Source organism: Saccharothrix sp. AJ9571, from assembly GCF_021725495.1.
Lineage (GTDB): Bacteria > Actinomycetota > Actinomycetes > Mycobacteriales > Pseudonocardiaceae > Amycolatopsis > Amycolatopsis magusensis.
This window is the reverse complement of record NZ_CP091382.1, coordinates 330,763-348,201: the sequence shown is the minus strand read 5'-3', so window position 1 is coordinate 348,201 and position 17,439 is coordinate 330,763. Positions and strand designations below refer to the sequence as shown.

The 17,439-nt window shown below is 67.3% G+C and carries 14 protein-coding genes; all 14 read right to left on the bottom strand.

Features of this window, described 5'->3' with window-relative positions:
* Nucleotides 1–60 precede the first annotated feature (60 nt).
* A complete protein-coding gene (locus tag L3Q67_RS01710; RefSeq protein WP_499187831.1) occupies nt 61–2,091 on the bottom strand; it encodes a ParB N-terminal domain-containing protein in 2,031 nt (676 codons plus the stop codon).
* Between the two features lie 276 nt (nt 2,092–2,367).
* Nucleotides 2,368–2,715: a hypothetical protein gene (locus L3Q67_RS01705; RefSeq protein ID WP_499187830.1), complete on the bottom strand. Its 348-nt coding sequence runs from the start codon at nt 2,713–2,715 to the stop codon at nt 2,368–2,370.
* Between the two features lie 30 nt (nt 2,716–2,745).
* On the bottom strand, nt 2,746–2,979 hold the full coding sequence (locus L3Q67_RS01700; RefSeq protein WP_499187829.1) for a hypothetical protein: 234 nt from the start codon (nt 2,977–2,979) through the stop codon (nt 2,746–2,748).
* Nucleotides 2,980–3,133: 154 nt separating this feature from the next.
* Nucleotides 3,134–5,566: a zinc-ribbon domain-containing protein gene (locus L3Q67_RS01695; protein ID WP_499187828.1), complete on the bottom strand. Its 2,433-nt coding sequence runs from the start codon at nt 5,564–5,566 to the stop codon at nt 3,134–3,136.
* A gap of 151 nt (nt 5,567–5,717) precedes the next feature.
* Nucleotides 5,718–7,754, bottom strand: coding sequence for a tyrosine-type recombinase/integrase (locus L3Q67_RS01690; protein WP_499187827.1), 2,037 nt, complete (start codon nt 7,752–7,754; stop codon nt 5,718–5,720).
* The gene (locus L3Q67_RS01685; RefSeq protein WP_499187826.1) at nt 7,751–8,785 is read right to left on the bottom strand and encodes a tyrosine-type recombinase/integrase; all 1,035 of its coding nucleotides are present in this window, start codon (nt 8,783–8,785) and stop codon (nt 7,751–7,753) included. Before L3Q67_RS01685 ends, L3Q67_RS01690 begins: the two co-directional genes overlap by 4 nt.
* Nucleotides 8,786–9,313: 528 nt before the next feature.
* Nucleotides 9,314–10,114, bottom strand: a complete 801-nt coding sequence (locus tag L3Q67_RS01680) for a class II glutamine amidotransferase domain-containing protein (RefSeq protein WP_499187825.1) — start codon at nt 10,112–10,114, stop codon at nt 9,314–9,316.
* A complete protein-coding gene (locus tag L3Q67_RS01675) occupies nt 10,108–11,091 on the bottom strand; it encodes a hypothetical protein (protein WP_499187824.1) in 984 nt (327 codons plus the stop codon). The genes L3Q67_RS01680 and L3Q67_RS01675 overlap by 7 nt, the downstream gene beginning before the upstream one ends.
* 974 nt (nt 11,092–12,065) lie before the next feature.
* On the bottom strand, nt 12,066–12,389 hold the full coding sequence (locus L3Q67_RS01670) for a DUF4326 domain-containing protein (protein ID WP_499187823.1): 324 nt from the start codon (nt 12,387–12,389) through the stop codon (nt 12,066–12,068).
* Between the two features lie 240 nt (nt 12,390–12,629).
* Nucleotides 12,630–13,259, bottom strand: a complete 630-nt coding sequence (locus L3Q67_RS01665; RefSeq protein ID WP_499187822.1) for a hypothetical protein — start codon at nt 13,257–13,259, stop codon at nt 12,630–12,632.
* 171 nt (nt 13,260–13,430) lie between these two features.
* Entirely contained in the window at nt 13,431–14,201 is a 771-nt protein-coding gene (locus L3Q67_RS01660) for a GP88 family protein (protein ID WP_499187821.1), read from the bottom strand.
* Nucleotides 14,202–14,543: 342 nt separating this feature from the next.
* The gene (locus tag L3Q67_RS01655; RefSeq protein ID WP_499187820.1) at nt 14,544–14,981 is read right to left on the bottom strand and encodes a histone-like nucleoid-structuring protein Lsr2; all 438 of its coding nucleotides are present in this window, start codon (nt 14,979–14,981) and stop codon (nt 14,544–14,546) included.
* A 171-nt stretch (nt 14,982–15,152) separates the two neighbouring features.
* Nucleotides 15,153–16,046, bottom strand: coding sequence for a DNA-processing protein DprA (locus L3Q67_RS01650; protein WP_499187819.1), 894 nt, complete (start codon nt 16,044–16,046; stop codon nt 15,153–15,155).
* A gap of 96 nt (nt 16,047–16,142) precedes the next feature.
* Nucleotides 16,143–17,423: an SLOG family protein gene (locus L3Q67_RS01645; protein WP_499187818.1), complete on the bottom strand. Its 1,281-nt coding sequence runs from the start codon at nt 17,421–17,423 to the stop codon at nt 16,143–16,145.
* Nucleotides 17,424–17,439: the final 16 nt, after the last annotated feature.

The window sequence follows — 17,439 nt, the reverse complement described above, 5'->3', positions numbered from 1 at the left end:
AACCGGCGGGGTGCTCGCCGCTGACGTGCGAGCACCCCGCCGGACAGGAGTCGCCAGCGGCTACGCCGTGGCGCTGAGCAGCTCAGCTCCCTCTGTGGAGTTCCCGGAGGGGTCGGCGTCGCCGCCTTCGGACGCGGAGAACTCCGCGTCGTCGATGCCACCCCCGTGGGCATCCGGGGCGTGCTCGGTGTCGGCCTCGGCGGACTGGACGTCCTCGGTGCCGAGGTCGGCAGGGTCCTCCTCGTCGACCTCGCCGCTGTCGTCGTCGATCCCGGGGCCGTCGGCGTCGGGGTCGTTCTCGGAGTCGCTGGTGCGCGTGTCGTCCCGGTCCGGGGTCCCGGCGCCCGCGGCGCCGAGCTTGGCGGCGACGACGTCCTGCTCGCGCTCGGGGTTGATCACCTTGCGCTCGACATCGGAGGCGCGGTAGCCCCAGCCGATGATCGTTGCCATGTAGTCCCGCTCGACCCCGTACGGGGTGCGCCACGCGTTACGGCTGAGGGAGTCCTCGATCGCGCACAGCGTCAGGAACACGTCGAACAGCGTCGCCTGTGCGGCACTGGCGGCGCTGATCCGGCCGGGCAGCTGGTTGGGCTGACCCATCCCGGGCTCGGGCAGCTTGAGCAGCTTGTGCGCCAGCGGGTGGTTGCGCTCCATCGCCCTGCGCAGCTCGTGCGTGCCCTGGGCCTTCTGCACCGCCAGAAACTGCGCCGCTCCGGTGGGCGCTTTTTTGCGCTGGGCGAAGCCCGCCAGCCACTCCCGGCGGGGCGTGGTCGAGGCGTCCCAGAGCTTGTTGTTATCGATCACCCACTTGCGCCGGATCGACGCGGCCAGGCGCTCGCGCTCTTGCGCCATGTGGGCCTCGAGCGCGGCCGTGTGCTTGGCCGCGGCGTCCTCGGCAGCGTCCTCCTCGGCCTCGGCGGCGGCGTTGTCGGTGCCATCGGCGGAGGTGGCGTCGGTGCTGAAATCGGCGCGCCCGGGGGCGGCGTGCGCGAGGGCGTGGCCGTGCTCGATGAAGTCGCTGCACCCGTAGACGGCCGTCACAGTGGGCTTGCCGTCCTCGTCGTGGTCCTGCTCGATCCAGGCCGCGCGACCGGAGCACGAGGCGTGCTCGTCCGCGGTGAGCGGAGTGTGCGGCTCGCTCTCTGGTGAGGGACGCAGCCGATCCAGCGACCGCGCCGGCCCGGACAAGTCTGAGATCGTGTCGTCGAGGATGACCAGGCCCGCCTCGGTCAGCTCCGCGGTGAGCTGTTCGGTCAGCTGCCGCACCTGCTCGGACTCGGCGTGCTCGCGGCGCTTGTGCTCGGCGTAGACGGCGAAGTTGTTCGGCTCGACCTTCGCGATCCGGATCAGCTCCTTGGCGGTGGCGTGGTCGCCGTAGCCCTCGAAGTCGGCGATCACCGCGGCCTGGTCCAGCGTGAGGGAGAACCGGTCGGCCGCCCTCGCCGCAAGCTCCGACTCACCGACCTTGAGCACGTTCTCGATGTGCTCCTTGCCGCCCTTGCCCCGGCCGAGCTTGCGGGCGATGCCAGTCGGGGTGAGGTCGAACGCCGCGAGCTGCTTGACCCCGCGGTACTTGTCCCCGCGTGTGAGCGGCACACGCAGATCGTTCTCGTTGATCTGCCGTACGACGCGCTCGATGGTCGCCTTGCGCTCATCCTCGGACGGCGGCGCCTGCATCCACACCGGCACGGTGCACCCCGCCTTGCGGGCGTGCAGGACACGACGCTGACCGCAGGTGATCATCACGGTGCCGTCGTCGGCCCGGTAGCCGCGCACGGCGGTGTCCACGCCGCGGTTGCGCATGTCGCGGACCGTGTCCGGATCGGTGTCGATATTCTCGGTGCGTACGTTCTCATCGATCACGACGTCGTCCGGGTCCAGGTGCAGGATTCGGTCGTACTCGGCTTCCCGCTCCGCCCGCCGCGCCTGCAACTCCTGCTCGGTCAGCGTCTCGTCGGCGCTGCCGGTGTCGGGCAGCTCGGTGGGCTCGTCGGCGTCCTGCGGCGCCTCGACAGCCTCGCCCGGTGCCGCGGCGGTGTCAGTGAGCCGTTCGTCGTCGCGCTGAGCGGGAAAATCCATAGTGCTGGTCACAGTGACTCCTTCACACGGGAGCGGCTGGCCGCCGCACCAGCGGCGGCCAGCCCCGAACCCCGCACTCGGCCTGCCACGTACTGACACAGCAGGAAAGTGCGGGTGTCCCGGTCGGGACGCACTCGACAGAGCGGAGCCGCCCGCGACGCCGCACAAGCCCGCCCTACCGCGAATCCGCCGCCGGCCTGCACAGTCGCGGGCTTGCGGCGGCGCCAGGCTCCGCTAGAGTGCGACGGCCCGACCGGCACCCGGACTCCTTGCGCGGCAATGCCCCTGTCACGGCACCTCACTGCCCGAGGGCGGCGAGGTGCCAGCGGAGGCCTCGGTTTTCGGGTTCCGGTGAACCTGGCGTTTCCTGGCCGGCTGGCGCGTGGTGTGATCGCGGATGACGCGGATGTCGTGGTCGTGAAGGACATCGGCGTGGCGGCCGTTGTCGGGCACGTACACGAACGCGGCGGGGTCGATATTCTCGGTGGTGAAGCAGAGCATGTAGTGGGCGCCAGCGGTGCGGGGGTCGCTGCAGATCTTCCTGGCGTCGGCGATACTGACGCGCCACAGGACGCGTCGGCGGGGCGGGGTGGTGTGTTTGCTGACGATGAACACCAGCGCTTCACCAGAGGGCACGGGAGTGTCCTTTCAGGATTGGGCAGATCGTCAGGAGCGGTCACGCGGCGGCGCGCTGACCGGGCGGATCCGCAGCGGCGGAGTGAGCAAGTAACAGGCTGTGGGGTGACGGTGGAGGGTGACGACGTCGTAGCGGGTCAGCCAGACGGCATGCCATGCCTCGGCGGGGGAGCCGAGGCGTTGGTCGATGTCCGCGCCGTGGACGGCGTCCGCGTCGATCTTGTGGGCGCTGGCGCGGTAGTGGCTGCGGCGCCCGGCGACCATCGGGCAGGCCGCGGTGGTGTAGGCAGCGCAATGCGGATTTATCTCGACGCCTTGTCGCTGACGGCCGTACGCGGTGACCAGTGCGTGACCTAGAGTCTTGCCTGCACTGGGCTATACCGTGTCATAGACTTGTCAGTTGTGATTTCGATCTTGGTTATTTCCGGCACTGCGGACACCGCCCTGTGGTGAGAATACGTTCGCGGACCGGTAATGTGTAGAAGTGCTCTGGGTTTGAGATGCAGATCCAGACTGCTTTAAGTCGAGACCGGAAATAAAGTTGATCTGCAGTCCTTCCTGTTCTATTGGTGTCCAAGTACGAAGCAACCTTCGGTGCCTTAGTGTCCAATCTATTAGACACCGAGAGTCTCTTGCCGGCACAGAAAGGACAGCGTGCGACTCGACCTTTGCTTACTCGTGATGCAGGTGATCCTGTCCAACGGTGATCGGGTGCCGCCGGGCAGACCCAGGGCACAATTTTGTTGCTTCCAGCGGTAAGTTGCCCGGGAGGGATCGTTGTTTTGGTCAGATCTAGTTGAGCGGCAAGCTCGGGATGAGTGACGTCAAGCCGGGTCGTTGACGAGGGTCGGCGACCGGAACAGAACGGGCACCCCGTAGGGCGTGACGGATTAGTTCTGCTGTAGGGCGGAGCATTCCAGCGATGATCATCACCGACCGGGCACATCCACCAGATAGCCGCTCGCCCTGCAGTCGGGATCTGTTCCGGTGTACGTCCGGTTCTTTCGGCATCGACCTGCGCGGCAAGATCGGGGTGGCTTATTGACAGAACGCGACCTTGTGCTGAGGAAGTGCGAATACGTGCAACACCGATTCTTTCGTATCCGCACTTGGCGCAGGCGATCCCCCTGACCGCATCGGCAACACGGCAGACGCGAGTATTGGCGCAACCTGGGCATGACCACAGACATCGGTCGCCGCTGCTGACATAGATCTGGTATGGACCTGCTCCGGGATTGCTTAGGTTCTCCAGAAAGCACTGCGCCACGTCCGGTCGAAGATCGGCGAGCGAGGTTCCAGCGATCGCGAGCGCCCGTCGTCGCCCAGCGGTAATGCGAGCGCAGACGGGGCAGCGGGTGGAGTCGGCGGTACGACTGTTCACGGTAGTGGTCCAACCGTGGCCACAGGTTGAACATTTCCACTCGCACCGGTCGTTGCTCCCTGGATGCATCAACTCCGGCGTAATCCCGGGTCGATCGCAGTTATCGAAGAACTCTCGGGCAATGTTGGGATGCGCTGAAGCGAGTGACGGAGAAGGGGGTGCGCCCATCAAGTCTATCCACTCGCGAGCCGCGGTGGCCAAACATTTCTTGACTTGATTGTCGCTCAACCGACGTACGGAAACTTCGTGCTGCATGAGGTAGTTGCACAGGCCTTGCAGCCAGAGGGTTGGACTGGTCCCTCGGTCGTTCACAGTTACCGTTGACGCTTGCAACGGGGGAAGGAGGTGAGGTCGCACACGGATGTAGTGTCGACTGGTTAGCCGGTCGGCCTTGCGCTGATCTCGCAAGATATTCGCGGCTGAGCTATGCCAAGAGAAGGGGTCGAGATCAATCAGAATATCAACTTCTGGTAGGTATATATCGACGCGGTAGGTTTGGGATCTTCCATTTACCTGGCATTTCACCGGAAGGTCATAAATAACGGTGAGGTCGGTCGCCGCCGTAAGCAGATGGCCGACTTCCAGTTCGAAACGACTTCTTCGTGTCATGGCGCCACAGGTTGGGCATCCTGTTTTTTGCTTGCTTCGCTGACGAACGGTGGTATTCCACAGGTGTCCGAACGTGCATCTCCACTCAACTCGATCGATTCCCGCTGAGGGCGTGGTGTCTGATGAACGGTCGGGCCGGGATAGATTTCGATGAAATTCAAGCGCAAGTTTGGGAAATGCAACGCTGAGCGGTGTCATGAGTTTGTGTCCGTTATTTACGCGGGCGCACTTTTGGCAGCCGGAACCGGCAGTTGCTCGCGTCGCTACCGTAGCAACCCAGCGATGACCGCAGGCGGAACACTTCCATTGACATCGGTCGTGAGACCCTCGTGTAAGGTGATGGAGATCGCGTCCCGAGGTGAGGTTGGCAAGGAATTCAGGAATCAGATCCGAACGCAATGCCGCCACTGGTTCCTCGGGTGGGCTTGATCGACGTACGCACGAAGAGCATCCATCGTCTATGGCCCGTGAAACACGTGTCCTCCATTGGTTTCCGCAGGATCGGCATCGCCATAGGCATACATCCAAGGAGCGGCAGCTAATCTGATCGATCGGTCGGCCTGGATGTGTGATATTTTTGACGAATTCCAATGCGGTGGAGACAATGACTGATGCCAGCGACTCATGGACGCGGCCGGCGCAGCGTGGACATCCGCTGCCTTCTGCGGCAACCTTGCCTGCTTTGGCTTCCCACTCGTATCGGCAGATCAGGCATTCCCATAGGAATCGGTCGCTGGCCCCGGCTGTCACCTGGTCCCCCAGACTGGGGCGGGTGAGGTTGCGGAGGGGGCGCAGCGTGCGGCCTTCCAGCGCAGCGGTGAGCAAAAGGTGTCGTCGACGGATCCGTGCGCGTGGTCGCATGCGTGGCTGGTGTCCTTGTGATCGCGAGTGGAGTGAACGGGCAGCATCTTGTCAGCAGGGCCTGACATTTTGGCCGTTCGGACAGGCCAAGCCCAACGTTGCACAACCAAGACCTACGCTGACCTCGACAGCTGCTGGCGGGTCGAGTGCCTCATACATCAGCTTCTTGGTCTAGTTCGTCGAGTAGTTCGCATAGGCGGCGGGCTACAATGCCGTGTCGTTCGGCTTCGCGGGGCCATCCGCGTCGGAGGGCGTCCTCGCCGAGCGTGCGTTCCAGGCGGAGCCGTTCCTTGAGCCGCGGGGTGTACTCGACGGTGGTGAGGAACTTTGAGCAGGTCAGAAAGAGGTCGCACTCACAGGGGCCTTCTTCGGGGAGTCGCAGGCAGTGTCCGAGTTCGAGTGCGGTCTTGTAGTAATTGCTGGCGAGCCAGTCCAGCGACTGCTGGGGTAACTCGTTGTTGAGCAGGGCCTGGGCAGCGCGGCCAGCGATGCGGGCGCCGGGTTGGAGCGCATTCTTGTAGTCCTGGAGCACGGTGGTGTCAGTGATGCGCGCGTAGACGAGGCTCATCGTGCTGCTGCGGTGGCCAAGGACGGACATGATCGTCTGCAGGCGGGCGCCTTCCTCGGCGAGCTGTGTGCCGACGGTGTGCCGGAATCGGTGCGAGGTGACCAGCTTGGCGCCGGTCTCGTCGACGAGACCGGCATGCTCGCAGGCGGCCTGCAGGGCGGTGTCGAACAGCCTGTATTCCGACATGAGTCGTCCCCGGATCTGGAAGACGTAGCGGGTCGGCTTGCCGGTGACCTCGTCGACGAGATGGCGCTGCTGGCGGTGGTGGGTGGCTTCGACACACTCATGGAGAGCGTCGGCGGCTTCGGGATGGAGCGGGACGCTGCGTTCGGCGTAGGTCTTGCCTGCGGGAATGCGCAGCCGGGGGTGTCCATCGGGGTAGGTGTCCAGGCAGTCGAGTTCCAGGCGGCGGATCTCGCTGCGCCGTGGGCCGACCCAGCGGGCGATGAGGTTGGCCGCACGTTGGTAGGGGTCGGGCAGCGCCCGTATCGCGTCCTCGACCGCGGCGAGTTGACCGGCTGGCAGGTAGCGGGGAACCCGCTCAATGCTCCTGGGTAGATCGAGGTGGCTGAGCAGGGGTCGGTCGGGCACGTTGTCCCAGCCCCAGGCCAGGTTCTGACGCAGGAAGACATTGAGGACCGAGATGGTCTGGCGCCGGGTTTCCACGCTCACGGGCGCGCCGGTGCGGTAGTGCCGGTACTCGGTGTTCACCCAGGTGATGAACTCCTCCACTTGGTCGCGGGTGAGCTGCGCGAAGCTGGTGACCTCGGGATGCCGGTCGGCGAGCCAGGTGGTCAGGGTGCGCAGACGACCGCGGAGGTTGTTGCGGTGCCGGGTCCGGTTAGGCGACACGCGTTCGATGTAGCGGGTGATGGTCTGCTCCATCTGGGTGGAGGCAGCGGGCAGCGCATGGCGCTGCGTGGACAGCGAGATGATCCGGGCTGGCTCGGGGATGACACCCAGGCTGTGCAGGACGACGTGCGCGACGTGCGGGTTGGTCCGCATTGACCTGTACCAGACCGCGACGTCGGTTCCGGCGGTGAACTCGGGCCGCAGCGCGGCAACGTCGGTGCGACGGGAAATGGCGATGATCTCGTCGCGCTGGCGGCGCAGGTCGGCCGCGGTGATGGCCTCCCACCGGGCATCGCCTTTGGCCAGCGCGACGCGCACGCAAGCGTGACGCAGCGATCGGCGGGCAGTCGCCATGTCGTAGCCAATGCGTTGGGCCTCTTGCAGCGGGACGTCCAGCCAGTGTGGTCCCAGGCCGAGCGCCAGGCCGCTGGTGTGGACGAGGTTGCTTATGGGATGGACCAGCAACCACGGATAGTCGACCGGCAAGCGTCCGGTCATGGCCAAGGCGCACAGGTAGAATCGCTGCCCGGCCAACAGGCTCTCGGCATAGGCGCTCGGTCCGGCAGGTGGATGGATCAGTCGCTCGACCAGCGGAGCTTCGCACCAGGCGGCCAGATCCGGCCACCGCTTCAGAAAGTCACGTCGCCCCCGTCGCTTATCCGTCTTGCTCTGACCGCCAATCGGCGCCAGCTCCAGCAGCATGTCGTACTCCGTGTCAGTGAAATGCCGTAACCACACCGAAGACGCCGAGGTCTCGGTCGCGGTCATCGCGTATCTCCCCGGATCTGCTGCGTCGCGGCGACATAGTCAGCCAGCACCTCGGTGTCGCTGATCCTCGTGTAGAGCCGGGTGGACTCCGGTGAGACATGACCCAGCCGCTTCTGCAGAGTCAGCTCGCGCATTCCTCCCTCCCACATCTGAGTGGCGTGGGTATGGCGCAGCGCATGCGGTGTGGTCCACGGGGTGCGGATGCCGAGTCGATCACAGCAGCGGCTGAAGACGCGCCACAGCGCCTGGTAGCCCAAGGGCTCGTCGCGTCGGTTACCCTTGCCGCCCAGCAAGAACAGGTAGGGCGATCCACTCTCGCGTGGTCGTTCGTTCATCACGTAGTCGCTGACCGCAGCGAGCGTTCGAGGGTCATGCAGGTCGACAACACGATCTGACCGCGACTTCTGCCGTGCCCCTTTGGGATGATCATCACGGTGGCGCACATGGACGCGCCGTTGCCCGTACTGCACATCCTCCGGCACACGGATTCCCAGGACCTCGCCAGGGCGTAGCCCACCGTCGAGCATCAGCAGGCAACACGCACGATCCCGTTTTGTCCGCAACGCAGCCAACAACACTTCGACGTTCGCGTCTGCCAAAGGACGTGGGAGCGCCCGGACGGTCTTAACCCGCATTGCACGGCGGACCGGGCGCTGGCGACTGGCCTTGCCCATGAATGGCTGGTGACGTTCGGGTACACGGCTCAGTGCGTAGTCGTCGACCTTGCGAACCGGGTTGTCCGCTTCGTACACCTCGATGGTGATGACGAACTCGAAAAAGCTGGATACCGCAGCGAGAGTTCGGTTGATCGAGGTTGCCGCGCGACGTCGGCCTGGCCCGTTGCTGTCACTGGTCACCACAGCGAGCGTCTGCTGCTTGCCCGCTGCTCGAACGGGAAGGCGCACCAGGTAATCCAGGAAGTCAGCGATCACCGCAGGCCCGACGTCGAGAACGTCCACCTGCCCATCAGTGAGAAACCGGAAGAAGTGGGTCAGGTCCCTGGCGTAGGCCACGACGGTGTTTGGCGACATCGACTGGTTGCGCAGATGCCGGAGGAACCGGTTCGGAAGCTCCAGATCCGCACGCTCGTCGGCACGCTGCTACCGGTCTCGTCGATGATGCGCTCAGCTCGCAAGAAGGGCTCCCATGCTCGAAGAGCGACCATGATCGCCCGGACGAACTGGTGACCCTCCAGAGGCCCAAAGATTGTCGAGATAACGGGATGCAGCCCAGGTTCGGTGCTGGCGCAGCGGGCGAGGTCGGACTCGCGCACAAGCAGGACCAAGCGATCGGCGAGCCCGCGGCCGCAGACGCCGCAGAGCCGCCGATGGATGGCCGTGTGGGTCCTGGCGGCGTCGACCGCGCCGAGCAGAAACCGGCCATCGGCCGTACGGGGCGTCACCCAGGGGACGACGAGACCGCCAACGACAGGCAGGTCGGCCAGGGCGGCAGGAATCGGTGGTGCCGACTCGGCGGTGTCGGGACGGGAGGACATGGCGGTCCCTTCCGGCTGGGCGCGACGGCGGTCGCCGCGCCCAGCCAGTAGTCGAACGAGGCGGTCAGCCGTTGAGTGCTGGTGCGACGACGCAGGGGCAGTCGTCGAGGTCCTCGCCGCAGCGGAGACAGGAGACGTCGGCGAGCAACCGGAAACACCACGATGGGCAGGACTGGTTGTCGGCGGCGCAGAAGGGACACGCTCCGCACGCCAGGCACAGTCCCGTGTCGACGTCGAGAGCGTCGGCCACGCCGCAGTAGAGACAGCCTTCGTCCAGTCCCCACCACACGGTCTGGCCGGGGTGCAGGTCGAGGTAGTCGCGGTTGGAGTACCAGATCTGGTTGTCCCAGTGGCCGGCGCGCTCGTTGAACAGGTAGCCGTGATCGGGGTAGCGCGGGCTGACGGTCAGGATGACCAGCTTGTTGAAGGTACCCAGCCAGGACTCGATGCGTCGCCGGGTGGCCGGGCGATCGATGGCGAGGAACCGTTTCGCGGAGAGGATGTCGTCGGCGGCGATGCGGGTGTCCGACCGCGGATCCCATCGGGACGGGCGCGCCTCCTCCGGCAGAATTCCGTTGTGGGCCAGGACGGTGCGGGGGTCTCCGCCGATCGGGAACGGGTGGATGTTGTCCTCGGTGACTGGGCCGTGGGTGGCGAAGCGGCTGTGGAACAGCGCGGGCTGGTCGGGGTGCAGGCCGCGGAGGGCGGCGAACTCGTCGATGACGGCGGCGGCGTCCATGCCGCGGCCGGTAATGATGCGGTCGCCTTCGACGATGGCGTAGCCGTGACCGTCGTTGTTGTGCATGGCGCCGTTGGCCAGGGCGGTGGTGTCGGGCTGGATCCCGGCGGGAAGGTAGGTCAGCATGCACATGCCAGGTCCTCCAGTTCGGCGGTGAGCGGTGCGTACTGCGGGCGGGACAGCAGCCACTGGGTGAAGGCGGCCCAGGTCCACCCGCCGCGGGTGGTGATGTCGGGGATGGTGAGGTCGCGGGTGTAGGCGACGGAGGCGTCGGCGAAGGCGAGTGCGGCCTGCACGTGCTGGACGTCGAGGCTGGAGGCGAAGACCCGCAGCTCGAGGGTCTGCTCGGGCTGGGTGTTGATCGCGCAGCTGCGCGGCCCGAAGTACTTGTTCTTGCACGAATTCTTGATGTTGTCGCGTTCGGATTTGCGGAATGCGGCGTAGTCGCTGGTGCGGCGGGCGAGGGTCTGGACGTCGGGGGCGTTGCGGTAGACGAACTTCATCCACCGGAACACGTGACACGGCCCCGCGAAGGCGGCGCGGCTGACGTGGACGTGGAGTCCGTTGCCGTCGCCGCTACAGCCGGCGCGGTCGAGCTGATCGAGCAGATGCCAGGGGAAGGAGTCCAGGGCCCAGCGGTAGGCCATCGGGTGGGTGACGAGCTCGAACCCGTAGCCGATGGACCCATCTTCTTTGAGGTAGCCGAGGCCATCGAGGGCGTCGACGGTGTCGTCGATGCGGTCGGACAGGTACCCGCGCGGGACGTTGATTTCCAGCTCGAAGCCGAGGTAGCGGGGGCCGATGCCGTGGAAGACCGGATTCGGCTTGTACGAGTAGCCGTGCAGGTCCTCGAAGTCGTCTTCGTCGATGATGTCGTGGTCGTCGCAGTAGTTTCCGACGTCGATGAGAGTGCAGCAGGTCCGGCATTCGTAGTAGTCGAGCCGGTGTGCGCATTCGTGGCACATGTCGCGGTCGGCTTCGGTGCTGCGCAGGCCGTTGTCGTAGAGGTCGCAGTAGTCGCAGAGGTTGAAGAACTCGGAGCAGGGTGGGCACAGCTGGCGGCCGTCGGTGGCATGGAGCGGTTCGTGGAGCCGCAGCGGCACGACGCCGAACAATGGGTGCAGGTGAAGGAGTTCGCTTCCTCGAGAGCGTGATTCCGGCACAGGAATCCGTCGGTGATCAGGATGTCGCACTGAGCGCAGGTGCGGTAGCGGCCGGCGCGCTCGCAGTACTCGCAGATCCGGCGGTCGTCGTCGGTGACCGAGGTGACGTCGGAGATCTGTCCGCATCCGCTGCACCGGTGCAGGGTGCGCACGCAGTCGTCGCAGCTGGCCAGCGTGGGGCTTAGGTGGAACGGCGCCGGGGTCGCGCTGCCGCAGTCGCCGCAGAGGATGATGTCGTCGACAGGTGTGGTCATGATGATGGCCTTTCGCGCTCAAGACGTGAAAAGCGCCCCTCCTGGCGGAAACCAGCGGGGCGCATGGACGTAGGGAGAGCCGATAGCGCGGTGTTGGGTGTTCGGCGCGCACTGCGCGACCGGCCCTCGGGGACGGTGCCCCGGCCAGGCAGGGAAGCCCCGGACAAGACACCGAGTTGAGAAGAGTCAGCAGGCTTGTCCGGCCGGCGCAATTCGTTGCATGTGGACAGTTACTGTTAGTGCTGTGTCAGCGTTACCACCGCCCTCCAGGTGGTCGTCGGTGTGCGGGACACGACGTTCCGAGCGCCCGCGGGCCCGTGGCGTGAAGCCCGGCGAGCTCGTCCGGCCGGTGTGAACCGGCAGTAAGGAACGTGCGCGGGCGTGCGACGCCGCGGCGCCGGTTCACCCGCGCCGGATGCGGCCACACGCCGGGTTCAGGCGCCCCGGGACCGGGGGTGCTGCGCTCTCGATGGCCCGCACGGCCGACGGTGGCGGCGTGTTGCCTCGTGCCCTGCTGGGATCGATGTTCCCGCCAGCTATCAGCACCAGCCCGTTGCGGCAACAGGACTGTCGTAACCGTTCCCGGGAACGACTTCCGTCGGCGCAGACGGGCCGAGATCGATGTGAGCAGCAGCGGGAGGAAGCGCAGCAGGGTGGTGGTCAGAACGGCGGCAGGTCGCCCAGCGGGCCGGACAGAACGACCGAGGTCCACGGCTGTAGCAGGTCGGTGCGTGTCGCCAGGCGGGCCAGGACGTGGCCGTGGCAGCGCCGCGGCGTGCACCAGCACCCGAGGACCTTGCCGCGCAACTCGCCCAGCGCGGCGAGTAGTGCCGGCTGGGCGAGGATCCAGGTCTCGTAGCGGTCGATGACCTCGTCGCGGCTGCCGTCACGGCCGATGAGGAACGGGTTGCCCCACTTCGAGGGTCGTCCGATGTAGATGTCGTAACGAGCGCGCTTGCAGTGCACGACCAGTGTTTGCGCCACCGTGTGCCCCTTTCACATCCGATCGGCGGTCCCCGAGCGCAAGGGAGCGGCCACCGCCGCAAGGCTGACGATCTGGGGGTGGCACATCGGGCGGCGGCGAGCCCGCAGGGCCGGCATGCGCTCCGGCCCGATTTGTATCGGGCCGGCGCTGCCCTGCGGGCTCGCCGGGCCTGATCAACTGCGCAGGTCGCCGGCCGGTAGCGGTGCCGGACCAGACGGTGGCGCACCGCGCGTCGGGTGTCAGCCGGCGGCGGAGACGGGGCGGGAGAGTGCCGGGGCGGAGGCCCGCTGGCGGAGCCATTCGGCCAGGGCGAGCGCGTTCTCGGGGCTGGTGTCGATGCTCCAGCGCACGATGTGCTCGCCCGGGTGCCACAGCGGCTGGACGACCTGCGCGGTGGCGTAGAGCGGAGTGTTGAACGTGCCCAGGCTGACGCTACGGCTGTGCGCGCCACGTTTGGGCGAGCGGCCCAGCGCGTCGGCCACGGCGCGGACGATGCTGTCGGAGCCGTCGGGGCGGCGATGGTGGGCGGCCCGGTGTTCGCGGGCGGCGTCGACGGCATCGCGGACCTGGAGGTCCAGGCGGCGGCGCAGGTCACGCCCGGCTTCGCACGCAGGCCGGGAGCGGGCCACGGTGGCGCGGGGCAGGACGAGGCCGTGCGGGCGGTGCTCGGTCAGGTTGTCGGCCAGATGAGCCTGAAACACCAGCCGTTCCCCGGACGGGCGGGTGTGCACGGTGACGGCGATCCAGCCACCTTCGTAGCCGACGAGGCTGGCGACGTCGCCAGTGCGCGCCGGGGGCGCCATCCGCCAGGGCGTACCGAGCGAGCGGGTGATGCTGCGCAAGTGGTCGTGGAGGCTGGGCGAGTGCATGTGCTGCTCCTTCAACGAGTGTCCGTCGCTGCCTGCCGGGCTGGTCGCCGAGCCCGTACGCGGCGGACCGGCGCGAGGCGGCGCGCGCGGGGCTCCAGCCCGCCCCGCCGCTCGGCGGCGCCTCGACCGGCACCGGGCGCTGCGGGTATCTCCGCCGTGCGCCGGGGTGGGCTACCGTGCGCGGCGGGCCGCCTCCGCCCGGCCGTCCTCGCCGACGCCGCTGGCCGCGGCGTTCGCGGCTCGGGCCTTTTTCGCGGCGCGGGCGGCGTCGGTCCCGGCCTGCCACTGGCTCCATCGCCGCCCGGCTGCTCGGGCCTTGGCCCAGGCGATGTTGTTCGCCGGAATCCCGACCGGGGCTGGGCCGCGCACCGCGAGCAGATCGGACTCCTCCTGGGAATGCCACCCGGCCGCGGCGATGGATTCCTCGTCGGGGAACACGTCGGCGACCCGGTCCTGTCCCGGGTTGAGGGTGTGGTCCTGCGTGCCGCCGTAGGAGTAGACCCACCAGAAATTGTTCGGCGGGTTCGGTTCGACGAGATCGCGAAATGCCGCGACTTCTTTGGTGTAGGCGTAGAAATTCGTGCGCTGGCGGGCGCGCATGACCTCAAGCCAGGCCGACAGATACTCGCGTGAGAAAAAGTCCCCGCTGTCGTGGACACGAATCCAGGCGGCGAGGAACTTCTTGTGCGCCAGCTCGTCGAGCATCGCTTGTTTCCAGCCGGGGAGATCGTCGAGCACGAAGCGCAGGTTCTCTTGATGGCGCGCCCTGACGTTGGGAAACAGGTAGGTGCCGTTGCGGGCGTAGCACGCTTGAGCGCACACGCCCGCTGAGGGGCAGGTGTTGTAGTTGCGGCCATCCGGCAATTTCCCGGCGAATGCCGGCAGGGACCAGTTCCAGATGCCGAGCCGTTTGAGTTCGCGGTTTTGCCGCAGAAGAGTCATCGTGACCTCCGTCCACATGCAGGTGATGCATGGGGGAGGGCGATGTCGTGTGGTGCGTCACTTCCACCGTACACCGGGTGGCGGCAGCGCCGCCGCTGATCGCGACGATCCGGCGAGCGGGAGAGGAAGGCGCATCCGCAGTGCCGTGCGCGGTGGCTGCCTCGACGTCAGGCGAAAGCCCGTCGGCATCGAGGAAATGTGGTGCGGTTCGATCTGGCCTCCTGCGCGGTGATCCCCCTCGCTTCAGTTACGGGTGAATCACCGCGCAGGCAGACCAGCGGTGCGAGAACGGGCCCGCTCAGGCGGAAAGCCGCGGTCAGCGAGCGCGTTCATCGCGCGTGGTCAGGTGGTCTTCTTCTGGGTGGCGCGCTTGCGCTTCGGTGCGGGCTCGGGAGCCGGTTCCGGCTCGGGTGCCTGCTGCGCCGTCTCGTAGGCCTCGACGACCTCATTGGACAGGCGACCACGCCCGGAGACTGTGTAGCCGTTCTTTTCGGCCCAGGCGCGGATGCGCTTGTTCCGTTTCCGGTCGATCGGCGCCGTAGCGAACTGGCTGGTGCCGGGCCGCGCGGCGCGGCGTTCACCGAGACCCGCGCGGACCTTGCGGCCACCGTTGCGGCGCGCGGCCGCGACGTAGCGCTCGAGTTCGTCGCGCAAGTTCGCAGCGTTGTCGTCGGACAGATCGATCTCGTAGTCGACGCCATCCAGCCCGAACTTGACGGTATCGGCGGCCACGCTGCCGTCGATGTCGTCGAGCACTTCCACACGCACATGCTGTGCCATGGTTGCCTGCCTTTCTGGACCAGCTCCGAGGGTTGCCGGTGCTGGCGAGGTTAGTCACGGGCCGGGCCGCGGCGCAGCTCAACACGCGTATGTGACTGCCCTCACCGGCTTCGGAGCGCTGTGCCGAACAATTGGGGTGCGGATCTGGGATGTGCTGCTGCAGCGGTGTTCTCAGCGGGGGGCCGAGCCGAGTTTCGCGGGTGTGTCTATTTCGGACAGGACGTCATCGGGCCCGGTGATCAGGGTTGCGCCGTCGCGGATCAGCTGGTGGGTCCCCGCCGAGGTGGCTGACGTGATCGGGCCGGGCACAGCGAACACCCGTCGCCCGGTGCGCGTGGCGAGCCCGGCGACGTGCCGGGCACCGCCGCGGTGCCCGGCCTCGACAATGATCACCCCTGCGGTCGGGAGCGTGGCGAGCAGACGATTGCGTGCCAGGAATCGTGCCCGGGAGGCCGGTGTGCCGGGCGGATACTCGCTGACGACCAGGCCGCTCTCGGCGATCGAGCCCAGCAACGTCCGGTGCCCGGAGGGATCGTCGATGTCGACGCCGCAGGCCAGCACGGCGACCGTTGCCGCGTGCGCTGCGAGAGCGCCGCGGTGGGCGTCGCCGTCGATGCCGTAGGAGGCGCCACTGACCACGGTGACCTGGCGCGAGGCCAACTGGTAGCTCAGGTCGACGGCCACGTGGTTGCCATACCCGGTGGAGGCCCGCGACCCGGTGATCGTGATCGAGCGCCGAAGCAGATCGCGCAGCGGCTGCTGCCCGCGCACCCACAACCCCAGCGGTGACACCTCCGGATCGTGGGCGGGCTGGTGCAGCAGCGCGGGCGAGGAGCCGGGCTCGCAGGGCCATTCCTCGTCCTCGGGGATCACCAAGCGCATGCCGGTCTCGGCTGCGAGGGTGAGATCCCGTTCGGCGCAGGACCACGGCATGGACGTGCGGCACTCGTCAGCGACGGCGTCCGTGGCACGGCCGTCGCGGATGAGGCGGGCTGCCTCGACCGGCCCCTCTTCGGCAACCAGGTCGATGGTCGCGGGCGCGGGAGGCTCAGCGGCCCGTAGCAAAAAAGCTCGAGCCAGGCGAATATCTGGTGTTGACGACACAGCGTTCTCCTGTGCGGTAGTGGAATCTGGCGATCACTCGTGGGCGGGCAGTGCTGACTACGCAACGCGGCGCAGGGCACCCGGGCGGTGACGAGACAGGGCAATGACGTAGCCGGGCGGGGTGGCCCGGAAAATCCGGGTGGGAATCCCGGCACGGCGGGCGAGTTGGGCGGTATGACTGGCGCCCCGGGACTGATCGAGAATGAATGCCAGGCACACGTCGGCACCGGCGGCCACCATCTCGGTGTTGCGCAGGCACCCGGCGCGCCGGCCGAATCGGCGCCACTGCGCGGGGTGCCGCTCGACCCGGCCGCTCCAGTGCGACCAGCACGCCTCGCACAGCGCGTCGGCCCCGTCGGGGCACGCGCCGGACACCAGGACCGCGTCGGGATGCCACATCGACGCCAGCGCGTCCCGGATGACCCTGCGGTCGGACCAGCCCCGCGACCCGGTCACCAATACCCGATACACCACTGCGGACCTCCGATCTCCCCGTGGCCCGCGCGGCTGCGCGGGCTGCGGTCGACATCGCCACCTCGGGGTGGGGCGCCGCGCGTGAACCTCGGGTGCACGCGATAGGGCGCCCCACCCCGGGGTGGCACGCTGCGCCCGTGGCCCGTGCAGGGGGCGGCGTCGGCGGACGTTTGCGTGCTGGCTGTCAGAGCTGGTGGGGATCGATGGCCACGGCGGTGCCGCTGTCGGGAACCTCTCGTGCGCCGGCCGCGGCGTCCACGAGGATTTGCGCGCAGCATCTCGGTGAGCGAGCACGATGTCGCTGAATTCGACCTGGGACAGGGCGGTGTGGACGCCGTCGGTGACCAAGATCAGTCGCCCGCGCGGCCCGGGGGTGCGCAGCGCCGAGGGCCGGTCGTGGGAGAGCAGGCTGGCGGTGGGCACCAGACGCAGTCGCGGCAGCATCTGCGGACTGAAGGTCCTGGCCAATTCCGCGGGATCGCACTGGGAGACCGGCAGGGCGTGATCGGCGGTGAGCCGGACCACGGCGCCGTCGATGACCTCGTAGGCCGCGCAGTGCCCAACCCAGGCCAGCTCCCAGCCAAATTCGTCGGTGTCCACGCGCGCGACCAGCAGGCACGCGTTTCCGGCCTGGTGAGCGGCGTTCTCCTCAGCGGCGGCGGCCACTGCGGCGAGGACTCCGTTGTCCCGGGCGGTGTCGGCCGCGACCCGGGCGGTGACGGAGGCGATGCAGTGGGAGACGTGCGAGTCGGTCACATCGTCGGTGATAGCCCACGCCGCGCTCCGGTGATCTTCGGCGTAGTCGGCGGCGAAGCCGTCCCCGTTGTAGGAGCCGGAAAACGAGGTGGAATGGCCGGTGCGCATGGTGGATTCCTTCTGT

Coding starts and splice junctions, on each gene's coding strand:
- L3Q67_RS01645 (WP_499187818.1), bottom strand. CDS start 17,423: ATGCGCACCGGCCATTCCACCTCGTTTTCCGGCTCCTACAACGGGGAC.
- L3Q67_RS01685 (WP_499187826.1), bottom strand. CDS start 8,785: ATGTCGCCAAACACCGTCGTGGCCTACGCCAGGGACCTGACCCACTTC.
- L3Q67_RS01665 (WP_499187822.1), bottom strand. CDS start 13,259: ATGCACTCGCCCAGCCTCCACGACCACTTGCGCAGCATCACCCGCTCG.
- L3Q67_RS01690 (WP_499187827.1), bottom strand. CDS start 7,754: ATGACCGCGACCGAGACCTCGGCGTCTTCGGTGTGGTTACGGCATTTC.
- L3Q67_RS01655 (WP_499187820.1), bottom strand. CDS start 14,981: ATGGCACAGCATGTGCGTGTGGAAGTGCTCGACGACATCGACGGCAGC.
- L3Q67_RS01660 (WP_499187821.1), bottom strand. CDS start 14,201: ATGACTCTTCTGCGGCAAAACCGCGAACTCAAACGGCTCGGCATCTGG.
- L3Q67_RS01680 (WP_499187825.1), bottom strand. CDS start 10,114: ATGCTGACCTACCTTCCCGCCGGGATCCAGCCCGACACCACCGCCCTG.
- L3Q67_RS01695 (WP_499187828.1), bottom strand. CDS start 5,566: ATGCGACCACGCGCACGGATCCGTCGACGACACCTTTTGCTCACCGCT.
- L3Q67_RS01700 (WP_499187829.1), bottom strand. CDS start 2,979: ATGGTCGCCGGGCGCCGCAGCCACTACCGCGCCAGCGCCCACAAGATC.